Source organism: Sphingomonas phyllosphaerae, from assembly GCF_029623345.1.
Taxonomy (GTDB): Bacteria; Pseudomonadota; Alphaproteobacteria; order Sphingomonadales; family Sphingomonadaceae; genus Sphingomonas; species Sphingomonas phyllosphaerae_C.
On the sequence record NZ_JAPYKH010000041.1, the window covers coordinates 1 to 9,891 of the forward strand.

The 9,891-nt window shown below is 63.3% G+C and carries 11 protein-coding genes and 1 riboswitch; of the genes, 6 read left to right on the plus strand and 5 right to left on the minus strand.

All coding sequences use genetic code 11. The annotated features are described in order from the left end of the window. The 3 genes from QBJ89_RS19690 to QBJ89_RS19700 form a co-directional block, all read left to right on the plus strand. Window positions 1-871 (plus strand): TDT family transporter (locus tag QBJ89_RS19690; RefSeq protein WP_277982164.1); only part of this gene is annotated, 871 nt, incomplete at its 5' end. Between the two features lie 89 nt (window positions 872-960). Next, the gene (locus QBJ89_RS19695; protein ID WP_277982166.1) at window positions 961-2,196 is read left to right on the plus strand and encodes a molybdopterin-dependent oxidoreductase; all 1,236 of its coding nucleotides are present in this window, start codon (window positions 961-963) and stop codon (window positions 2,194-2,196) included. Between the two features lie 12 nt (window positions 2,197-2,208). After that, complete coding sequence (locus tag QBJ89_RS19700) at window positions 2,209-2,691, plus strand: c-type cytochrome (protein ID WP_056025216.1); 483 nt, start codon at window positions 2,209-2,211, stop codon at window positions 2,689-2,691. Window positions 2,692-3,015: 324 nt separating this feature from the next. On the opposite strand, the gene QBJ89_RS19705 is transcribed toward QBJ89_RS19700, so the two are convergent. The 3 genes from QBJ89_RS19705 to QBJ89_RS19715 all read right to left on the minus strand — a co-directional run bounded on the left by QBJ89_RS19705 (window position 3,016) and on the right by QBJ89_RS19715 (window position 5,180). After that, window positions 3,016-3,333: a putative quinol monooxygenase gene (locus QBJ89_RS19705; RefSeq protein WP_093330650.1), complete on the minus strand. Its 318-nt coding sequence runs from the start codon at window positions 3,331-3,333 to the stop codon at window positions 3,016-3,018. Window positions 3,334-3,362: 29 nt separating this feature from the next. Beyond that, on the minus strand, window positions 3,363-4,136 hold the full coding sequence (locus QBJ89_RS19710) for an SDR family oxidoreductase (RefSeq protein ID WP_093330647.1): 774 nt from the start codon (window positions 4,134-4,136) through the stop codon (window positions 3,363-3,365). A 63-nt stretch (window positions 4,137-4,199) separates the two neighbouring features. Then, complete coding sequence (locus tag QBJ89_RS19715; protein ID WP_093330871.1) at window positions 4,200-5,180, minus strand: aldo/keto reductase; 981 nt, start codon at window positions 5,178-5,180, stop codon at window positions 4,200-4,202. A 166-nt stretch (window positions 5,181-5,346) separates the two neighbouring features. On the opposite strand from QBJ89_RS19715, the gene QBJ89_RS19720 reads away from it, so the two are divergent. Beyond that, window positions 5,347-6,240, plus strand: a complete 894-nt coding sequence (locus QBJ89_RS19720) for a LysR family transcriptional regulator (RefSeq protein ID WP_093330645.1) — start codon at window positions 5,347-5,349, stop codon at window positions 6,238-6,240. Window positions 6,241-6,531: 291 nt separating this feature from the next. On the opposite strand, the gene QBJ89_RS19725 is transcribed toward QBJ89_RS19720, so the two are convergent. Together QBJ89_RS19725 and QBJ89_RS19730 are read right to left on the minus strand one after the other, a co-directional pair. Further along, window positions 6,532-6,666: a hypothetical protein gene (locus QBJ89_RS19725; RefSeq protein WP_268795264.1), complete on the minus strand. Its 135-nt coding sequence runs from the start codon at window positions 6,664-6,666 to the stop codon at window positions 6,532-6,534. 120 nt (window positions 6,667-6,786) lie between these two features. Then, window positions 6,787-8,145 carry a voltage-gated chloride channel family protein gene (locus QBJ89_RS19730; protein ID WP_056455013.1) on the minus strand — a complete coding sequence of 453 codons (1,359 nt, stop codon included), beginning with the start codon at window positions 8,143-8,145 and terminating at the stop codon, window positions 6,787-6,789. Between the two features lie 23 nt (window positions 8,146-8,168). Continuing rightward, window positions 8,169-8,245, minus strand: a riboswitch (Fluoride riboswitch). Window positions 8,246-8,409: 164 nt separating this feature from the next. On the opposite strand from QBJ89_RS19730, the gene QBJ89_RS19735 reads away from it, so the two are divergent. Both QBJ89_RS19735 and QBJ89_RS19740 read left to right on the plus strand, forming a co-directional pair. Beyond that, complete coding sequence (locus QBJ89_RS19735) at window positions 8,410-8,775, plus strand: DUF305 domain-containing protein (RefSeq protein ID WP_229668351.1); 366 nt, start codon at window positions 8,410-8,412, stop codon at window positions 8,773-8,775. A 1-nt stretch (window position 8,776) separates the two neighbouring features. Further along, window positions 8,777-9,891 (plus strand): YncE family protein (locus QBJ89_RS19740; protein ID WP_277982165.1); only part of this gene is annotated, 1,115 nt, incomplete at its 3' end.

A 9,891-nucleotide genomic window follows, 5' to 3' on the forward strand; every position in this document is an offset into this window, starting at 1 on the left:
CCACAACACCGTGTCGATGTTCATCGGGACCATCCCGATGGGCCTGGCGACGATCATCAACGGATGTCTCGCCTTCGGGATCGCGCGATTCGGTAACGGCATCGTGCCGGTCGCACACGTCCTGTGGTGGATCGACGTCGCCATGTCGCTCGCCTGCGGCGTGTTGATCCCCTACCTGATGTTTACCCGCCACGAGCACAGCCTGGACGGCATGACCGCGGTATGGCTGCTGCCGGTCGTCGCAGCGGAAGTGGCGGGTGCCAGCGGCGGGCTGCTCGCGCCGCATCTGACCGATCCCCATGCGCAGATCGTGACGCTCGCGACCTCGTATGTGCTGTGGGCCTATTCGGTGCCGGTCGCGTTTGGCATCCTCGCTATTCTGATCCTGCGCATGGCGCTCCACAAGCTCCCGCACGAGAGCATGGCGGCATCCTCCTGGCTCGCGCTGGGGCCGATCGGCACCGGGGCGCTGGGTATGCTGGTGCTTGGGGCGGATGCGCCGGCGATCCTCGCGGCGCACGGGCTGGTCGGTGTCGGTACCGTCGCGCAAGGGATCGGCGTCGTCGCCGGGCTCTGCCTGTGGGGTTTCGGCCTGTGGTGGCTGGCGCTCGCGACGCTCATCACCATCCGCTACTGGCGCGCCGGCGTCCCATTCAACCTTGGCTGGTGGGGCTATACCTTCCCGCTCGGCGTCTACACCGTCGCCACCTTCCGCCTCGGTACGACGCTGAACCTCGGCTTCTTCGGTATCGTCGGCACGGTGCTGACGATCGCGCTCGCGGCGATGTGGCTGCTGGTCGGTGCCAAGACGCTCGCCGGAGCATGGCGCGGCAACCTGTTCGTCTCGCCCTGCATTGCTACCCCGAACTGATCCACCCTGATGATCGGATCAGTCGGTCCGATCACTTGCAGAACGCCCCTTCGATCCGCCAGCGTGGCTGGCCACAGGAGAGCCTTGTCATGGACAATTTTGACGCCGCGCTGGCGAGTGAAACCAGCCGTCGCCGCTTTCTCAGGCGTACGGCGCTCGGCACCGCCGGCCTTGCCGCAGCACCTGCGCTGGCGCAGCAGCTCGTCGACCTGAAGCTGCCTGGCGGCAATGCCGAGCGGCCGATGACCAGCGCCTTTCCTGGCAAGGGCAGCATGATCCTCCAACGCATCCATCCTCCGCTGTTGGAGACGCCGATGGACGTGTTCGACAAGTCGGTGTTCACGCCCAACGACCAGTTCTTCGTCCGCTGGCACTGGGCCGACATCCCGACCTCGATCGACGTCGAGAGCTTTCGCCTCAAGGTCTTCGGCCACGTCAACAGACCGCTGTCGATCAGCCTTGCCCAACTGCTGCGCCTGCCGCGCGTCGAGATGGCAGCGGTCAATCAGTGCTCGGGCAACAGCCGTGGGTTGTTCCAGCCGCGTGTCGCCGGCGCGCAATGGGGCAACGGCGCGATGGGCAATGCCAAATGGCTCGGTGTGCGCCTGCGCGACGTGCTTGATCTCGCCGGGGTCAAAGCAGGCGCGGTACAGGTACGCTTCGGCGCTCTCGATCAGCCGGTCGTCGCTGGCGCCCCCGACTTCGAGAAGGCGCTTGGGCTCGACCATGCCCGCGACGGCGAGGTGATGATCGCCTTCGGCATGAACGGCGAGCAGCTGCCGCTCCTCAACGGCTTCCCTTGCCGGTTGATCGTGCCGGGCTGGTACTCGACCTATTGGGTCAAGATGCTGAACGCGATCGAGGTGCTGCCCGGCCCTGACGACCAATATTGGATGGCCAAGGCTTACAAGATCCCGGCGACGCCGGGCGCCAACGTGATGCCGGGACAGAAAGACTTCCCGACCGTCCCGATTAACCGCATGATCCCGCGTAGCTGGATGACCAGCCTGCCGGATGGCCAGGTGATCGCCTATGAAGCGTCCATCCCGGTTGGCGGGATCGCGATGGGCGGCGACTGCGGCGTCGCCAAGGTCGATGTCTCATCCGATGGTGGCCGCACTTGGTACAGGACGACGCTCGGACCGGATGAGGGCAAGTATAGCTTCCGGCGCTGGGATGGTCGCGTGCCGCTTAGGCGCGGTCCCAACCCCATCATGGTGCGCTGCTGGAACGCCAACGGTGTCGCTCAGCCGATGAAGCCGATCTGGAACCCCGGCGGGTTCATGCGCGGCAACATCGAAACCACCACCATCATTGCGGCCTGAGGAGCGAGTAGCATGAAGACCCCGTCTCCCGGCATCATGGCCGCTGGCCTGATCGGCCTGACCGGCATTATCCTCGTCTCGATCGGGGCGCCGAGCAGCCGCAAGGCGCCTGCCCCGATCTCCGAGACATCCGAGCCGGCACCGCCCACCAGCGTCTCAGCCCGCGGCTTTTCGCTCGCCTCGACCAGCGTCGACCTGCCGGTCGACGACGCGACCTATCCCGATGGTCTGCACGCCGACGTCGTCAACGCCAACTGCACTTCGTGCCACTCGGCCAGCATGGCGCTGACCCAGCCTGCGCTATCGGCGGATCAGTGGAAGGCGACCGTCACCAAGATGCGCGAGGTCTACAAGGCGCCGGTGGCCGAGAAGGATGTCGACGAAATTGTCGCCTATCTCACCGCCATGCCGCATCAGAAGGCGGCACCCGCAACCGGCAAGGCGCAAGACCCCGACCCCAAGGTGGCTCCCGATGTTTCAGGTGGCACCGGCTAACCGAGCCATAATCCCAAAATACCATTTCAATCGGGAAAGTTGTCATAACCGGTCGAGGCTGTTGAAAAAGTCGCTTTGGCTTGGAAGGGGCGCTGGTTCGAGGAATATTATTTTCGTATAGCCCCGACTGTCACAACATCTTGTGTAAAAGAGACCAACTGCAAGCAATCATATTACACGTGAGGTGGCCGCACTGCCTGCTCGCCGAGTTTTTCAACAGTCTCGGTTGGTTTCGACACTTCTTTCTTACCACCGTTAGCGCCTCGCTTCGCAAATTGGGCGAATTGGCGAGGATCAAGCGGATGTGGAGGCGGGCGTGAACGGCTAGGCCGGGTCAGACATCCTGCGGCTATGTAGATGCTCCAACGGCGATAAGAGCAGCGGCAGGAGCTGATCGACAACGCGCGTGACGTTAGGATGGACGGCATGCGAGGCCAGCGAGGCGTCCGAAGCCCAACCGTCGAGAAGCACGAACGTGTCGGGGCGGTCCCGCTCCTGATAGAGATCATAGTAGAGGCAGCCGGCTTCCTCTCGCGCCGGTTCGACAAGCTCCAGGAGCAGTTCGCCGACGCGATCACGATGCTGGGGCTGGGCGTGTACCGTGCAGACGATGTGAATCTCGTCCTGTTTACTCGTCGTCATTGATCGACCTTTCGCTGCTGATTCAGACATCAGGCCTTGCCCGCGTAGACGCGGGTCATGCCGCCATCGACCACGAGATCGATGCCGCGCACATACTTGCTGGCGTCGGATGCCAGGAAGACCAGGGCGTCACCCATTTCGCGAGAGGTGCCAACCCGGCCGGCCGGGATCTCCTTCGACACGCGCTCGACATACGCATCGACGTCCGCCTGGGTCATGCCCTGCTCGTCGCTATATCCTTCGGTGGGCACGACGCCGGGGCTGATCGTGTTGACCCTGATGTCGCGGTCCTTGAGGTCCGTTGTCCAGCTCCGCGCCAGCGAGCGGACCGCGGCCTTGGTGGCGGCGTAAACCCCGAAGCCGGGCAGACCCATGTCGGCGGTGATCGAGGCATTGAGGATCACCGACGCGCCGTGGCTCAGCACGCCGAGCATCGACTGGACGGTCAGGATTACGCCCTTGAAATTTACGCCGAATTCCTTGTCGATCTGCGCCTCGGTCAGGTCGGGAAACGGCGTGGCATGGCCGAGGCCGGCGTTAGCGAACAGGATGTCGAGCTTGCCGTGCTGCTGCTTGATCCGTTCGGCGACTGCGGTCATGTCGGCCTTGCTAGAGGCGTCCGCCTCGATCCCAACGGCCGAGCTGCCGAGCCGGGCTACGGCTGCGTCTAGCGCGTCCTTGCCGCGGCCAGTGATGTAGACGAACGCGCCTTCCTCGATCAGGCGCTGGGCCGAGCCGAAGCCGATGCCCTTCGATCCGCCGGTGACGAGCGCGATCCGGCCCTCCAATACGGGGGTGTTCATGATGCAATGTCCTTGTGAGACGTTTGGGAAGCGGGCGGCGCGAGGCGCGCCGCCCGGATGCGCTTAGCGGTCGATCGTCGCCTGCATGGCGGGCGTGTAGCGGTCGCCCGTCACCGGGACCTGCGCCAGCAGATCGCCCAGGGACTTCAGATCGTCCGCGGTCAGATCGACGTCCGCACCGCCCGCATTCTCTTCCATGCGGTGCTTCTTCGTGGTGCCGGGGATCGGCACGATCCAGGGCTTCTGCGCAAGGAGCCAGCCGAGCGCGACCTGCGCTGGCGTCGCGGCTTTCGCATCGGCAATCTCGCCGATGCGCTTGACCAGGTTGGCGTTGGCCTCCCGAGCTTCGTCCTGGAAGCGGGGCAGGTTGTTGCGGATGTCGCCCTCCGCGAACTTGGTCGCGGTGTCGATCTTGCCGGTCAGGAAGCCCTTGCCGAGCGGGCTGAAAGGCACGAGGCCGATGCCCAGCTCGTCGAGAACCGGGAAGAACTCATCCTCCAGCTCACGGCTGAACATCGAATACTCGCTTTGCAGCGCCGCGACCGGCTGCACTGCATGGGCGCGGCGGATGTTGGCGATGCCGGCTTCGGACAAGCCGAAGTGCCGGACCTTACCCTCGGCGATGAGGTCCTTCACCGTACCGGCGACATCCTCCATCGGCACGTTCGGATCGACGCGGTGCTGATAGAACAGGTCGATCACGTCCGTCTTGAGGCGCTTGAGCGACTGCTCGGCGACAAGGCGAATGCGGGCCGGACTGCTATCGAGGCCGGCAGCCGAACTTCCGTCCTTGAAGCCGAACTTCGTTGCAATCACCACCTTGTCGCGGAACGGCTGCACCGCTTCGCCGACCATCTCCTCGTTGGCGGTACCATAGGCCTCCGCGCTGTCGAAAAAGGTGATGCCGCGGTCATAGGCGGCGCGGATCAACGCTACCGCGTCCGACGTATCGGTCGCCGGGCCGTAGCCGAAGGTCAGGCCCATACAACCCAGACCGATCGCCGAGACTTCGGGTCCGTTGCTTCCAAGAATGCGGGTTTTCATCATGATCGCTTTCCGGCCCGTGACGGGCTCATCCATGCTGTTCGATGGATATGAAGTAGCCTTTCGGACCTATCAGGATTAGACATGAAAGCACGCAAGAGGATATGAGCATTGCTCATGAAACTCGTGCTATCACACATCAGGCCTCCCGATACGCGGCCCGTTTATGGCGCGTGAAAACCTGAACGATCTGGTCGCGTTCGTTGCGGTCGCACGGGAGCGCAGTTTCACGCGGGCGGCTGCTCAACTCGGCGTTTCACAATCCGCACTAAGCCATACCCTCCGGGCGCTTGAAGAGCGTATCGGCGTTCGCCTGCTGACGCGCACCACAAGGAGCGTGGTGCCGACAGAAGCCGGTGATCGGCTGCTTGCCACGGTGGGAAACCATCTGGATGGGATCGAGGCGGGATTGGCGGAGCTGGGCGAGCTGCGCGATAAGCCGGCCGGCCATTTCCGCATAACGTCCACCGAGCATGCAGCGGAAACCCTTTTGTGGCCCGCGATGGAGAAGATCGCCAACTCATATCCCGACATCACACTGGAGATCGTGATCGACGTCGGCCTGTCGAATATCGTGACCGAGCGGTACGATGCCGGCGTGCGGATCGGCGAAGCGATCGAGAAGGATATGATCGCAGTTCGCATCGGCCCTGATCTTGAGATGGCCGTCGTCGGAACGCCCGCCTATCTCGAAGCACGCGGCTTGCCCGAAAGCCCTCAGGACCTTGTTGGTCACAACTGCATCAACCTGCGCCTGGTTTCCGCAGGAGCCCTCTACGCGTGGGAGTTCGAGAAGGATGGACGACAGATCAACGTGCGTGTTGATGGCCAGTTCACGTTCAATACCTCAGGCCTGATCCGCAAGGCCGCCCTTGCCGGTCACGGTCTGGCGTCCATTCCCGTTGACCAGGTTCAGGATGATCTTGCCTCCGGCAGGCTGGTGCGCGTGCTGGCTGACTGGTGTCCGCCGTTCTCGGGCTATCACCTGTATTATCCGAGCCGACGACAAAACTCCTTGGCGTTCCGTTTGCTGGTCGATGCGCTGCGCCTCAGGAGTTAGTCTGCGACTGAATTTCGCTCAAAGATCGAGAGTTTTCACAGTGCGTATCAGGACGGCTTGGTTGAGGGCGATGGCGTGCAACATTAACCGCCAACGGTGTCAGAACCGGTCGGTTTTGAAGCTGCAGACGCAACCACGGTTTCCAGGGATTTGCGTGTGCCAGAACCCCGGTTCAGAACGTCAGCTTCCAAGACCGGCAACTTGCCACCGCTACGTCTGCCTTTGGGTCGGAAGCCGACCGGCTGGTCATGGCCCCGGCTGACGGACTTCTCATGGGGACTTTCCTGCCAGTCAGCTTTCAGGATCGGAACGGTTGAATGCCGCCGGGCCGCGATTGCTGAAGCCGTAATGCATGTTCTGCGCGACGGCGTTGATGATGCCGTCCGCCTTCGCGGTGCGGATCAGCTCGCGATAGAAAGGTCGCACCCCAGAAGCGACGTGGGCCGACCTTGTCAGACGGCTTCAAATAGATGCGCAGCATTCCAACCTCGCGGTGCTGGACGGTGAAACGATCAGGCATAACGGGCCTTTCGATAGGAAGCAGGATCAGACGCGCGAGCGTCGGCGGGAAGCACGGTGCGTGCGGGCATCACGCAGGGTCGCACCGGGTGTGAGGTGCGCAGCAGGCACCTTGGGGACTGCGACGCGCTGCGACAGATAAATGCCGTTATGACCCGAGCAAAGGTAGGCGACGAAGCATGCGACCGCGATCGGCACAGCATAGGCCGCCCCGAACAATTCGATCCCCATGAACGTGCAGGCAAGCGGCGTGTTGGCAGCACCCGCGAACAGCGCAACGAAGCCGATCGCCGCGAAGACCCCCGTCGGCACTCCGAACATGGGCGCGAGCGCATTGCCGAGCGCCGCGCCAATGAAGAACAGCGGCGTCACCTCTCCGCCCTTGAAGCCAGCGCTCAGGGTCACGACGGTAAAGAGCAGCTTCAGCGCCCAGCTCCGTGGATGGGTGTCGGGACCAAAGAAGCTGGCGATGGTCAGGCCGTCCGATGTCGCGGCGAGCGTGCCAAGGCCGAGATAGTCGCGCGTTCCGAACAGCCAGACCAGTGCGATCACGGCCACGCCACCGATGACGGGTCGTAGTGGGCCATAAGGCACCATGAGCGTCAGCCATCCGCCAAACGCATGATTGGCCTCCGCAAAAGCTAGTCCGACCAACCCGAATACGACGCCCGCGACGCCAGCCTTGATGACGATTAGAGCGTCGACCGGCACTGTCGCATCGACCTGGTAGATACCGTGGTGAATGCCCCAGGCAAGACAGGTCCAGTCGCCGACCAGTGCCGCGACCAGGCACGGCACCAGCGCGCGATACTCGACCCGGCCAATCGCCAGCACCTCCAGCGCGAAGACCGCTCCCGCAATCGGCGTCCCGAACACTGCGCCGAACCCTGCCGCGATCCCGGTCATCAGCAGGATGCGCGTTGCTTGCGTATCCAGCTTGAGGGCGCGCCCGAACCCGCCGGAAAGACTGCCGCCCAATTGCACGGCGGTGCCTTCGCGCCCCGCCGATCCACCAAACAGATGTGTCACGACGGTGCCGAAGAAAATGAGCGGGGCCATGCGCAGCGGCACGCCGCCCCCCGGTTCGTGGATCTGCTCGACGATAAGATTGTTGCCACCTTCGACCGAGCGCCCTGTCAGATGGTAGAGCAGTCCGACCACGAACCCGCCGATCGGCAGCAGGTAGAGCAGCCAGGGAAAGGCGAAGCGAATCCGGGTTACGGCATCGAGGCTCCACAGGAAGGCTGCGCAGAGCGTTCCCACCGTTGCGGCCATCGGGACCAGGATCAAAGCCCACCGCAGCACCGACATGGCATGGGTGCGGCGATCGCGAATGAACGCTGCCATGTTGAACTGGTCGTAGAGATTGCGAAATGTCGCGCGCACGATTCCTCCTTGCTGCCTTACGGCGCCTGGTAGGAATCATCGGCCCTTGCGAGGGCGGTTCGGCCGAATGGCCCGGCGGAAATCCATCGCCGTGCCCGAGCATATGCTGTCCGACGGCGACCTGGTCAACCAACGGCAGGGTCACGATGAGACGATTGTTTTGCTGAGGATCAATAATTGGCTCACCCATGGAATAAACCCCGACGGGCGTCGTCTACCCTTTCGAGACTGATCCGCAGGAGGCTTATGCGTAGACGAAATTGGATGCTGGGTCTGACTGCTTCGGCCATGCTCACCGGCGCAGTCGCGGCCGCCCCCGCCGATGGCTACGCCAGCATGGTATCTGCCGCGATGGACCGGATGATGGCGGGCATGATGGTCAAGCCGTCCGGCGACGTCGACCGCGATTTCGTCGCGATGATGCTTCCGCATCACCAGGGCGCCATTGATATGGCGGTGGCAGAGCTGCGCTACGGCCATAACGAGCAGCTCAAGCGCATCGCGCAGGAGATCATCATCGATCAGCAGCAGGAGATCGCCGCCATGAAGTTGGCGATCGGTCAGCCGCTACCCCCTTCGACGCCAGCCCCGACGCAGGGCGGCGACCACCACAGCCATATGGAGCACTGACATGATCCGGACCTTCCTGCTCTCGGCCGCCTTGCTGATGAGCGCCGCACCGGGCATTGCCATGGCTCAGCAGGCGCCGTGGAACGCCAAGGACGTGCCTGTCAGCCACCGCGACCGCGTCTATGCATCCGAACAATTCTCCAACACGGTGTCGGTAACGGACCCGGCCGACAACAGGTTGCTCGGCGTCATCAAGCTCGGCGATCCGCAGCCGATGAATTTTTCCCCGCTCTACAAGGGGCAGGTGCTGGTTCACGGCCTCGGCTTCTCGCCGGACGGGAAAACACTGGCGGTCGTGTCGATCGGATCCAACGCCGTGTCGTGGATCGACACCGCCACCAACACCGTCAAGCACACGACCTATGTCGGGCGCAGTCCGCATGAGGCGTTCTTCACGCCGGACGGCAAGGAGGTGTGGGTCACGGTACGCGGCGAGGATTACATCGCCGTGCTCGACCCCACGACGTACAAGGAGACCGGTCGCATCAAGACGCCCGGTGGTCCGGGGATGACGATCTTCTCTCCCGATGGCCGATACGGCTATGTCTGTTCCTCATTCAATCCGGTGCTGGCCGTGTTCGATGTCTCGACCCACGCGCAGGTCGGACAGGTGGCGCAGCCGAGTCCGTTCTGTCCCAACATCGCCGCGACGCCGGACGGCAAGCAGGTTTGGTTCACGCTGAAGGACATCGGCAAGACGGTCGCATTCGATGCCAAGCCGCCTTTCGCGATCCTCAAGGTGCTGGATACCGGACCGATCACCAATCACGTCAACTTCGCCCGCACGGTCAAGGGACAGTTCGCCTATGTCACGGTGGGCGGGGAAAACGCGGTGAAGGTGTTCCGCACGTCCGACTTCGCGCTTGTCGCCACCATCCCGGTCGGCAAGATGCCGCACGGCGTCTGGCCATCGGGCGACGGCCGGCGCATCTATGTCGGGCTGGAGAATGCCGATGAACTTGCCGCGATCGACACCGCCGGCAACAAGGTCGTTGCCACCGTGCCGGTCGGACAGGCACCGCAGGCGATCGCCTATGTGCCGAACGCTGTTCCGACAGGCCCCGGCACCGACAATCTCCAACCGCTCGGTACGGCAGGCAAGGCGGTGCATCTGAA

Bases quoted from the DNA above. Each gene is read 5' to 3' on its own strand.
- QBJ89_RS19695 (WP_277982166.1), top strand. From the start codon at position 961: ATGGACAATTTTGACGCCGCGCTGGCGAGTGAAACCAGCCGTCGCCGC.
- QBJ89_RS19700 (WP_056025216.1), top strand. From the start codon at position 2,209: ATGAAGACCCCGTCTCCCGGCATCATGGCCGCTGGCCTGATCGGCCTG.
- QBJ89_RS19705 (WP_093330650.1), bottom strand. From the start codon at position 3,333: ATGACGACGAGTAAACAGGACGAGATTCACATCGTCTGCACGGTACAC.
- QBJ89_RS19710 (WP_093330647.1), bottom strand. From the start codon at position 4,136: ATGAACACCCCCGTATTGGAGGGCCGGATCGCGCTCGTCACCGGCGGA.
- QBJ89_RS19715 (WP_093330871.1), bottom strand. From the start codon at position 5,180: ATGAAAACCCGCATTCTTGGAAGCAACGGACCCGAAGTCTCGGCGATC.
- QBJ89_RS19720 (WP_093330645.1), top strand. From the start codon at position 5,347: ATGGCGCGTGAAAACCTGAACGATCTGGTCGCGTTCGTTGCGGTCGCA.
- QBJ89_RS19735 (WP_229668351.1), top strand. From the start codon at position 8,410: ATGCTGGGTCTGACTGCTTCGGCCATGCTCACCGGCGCAGTCGCGGCC.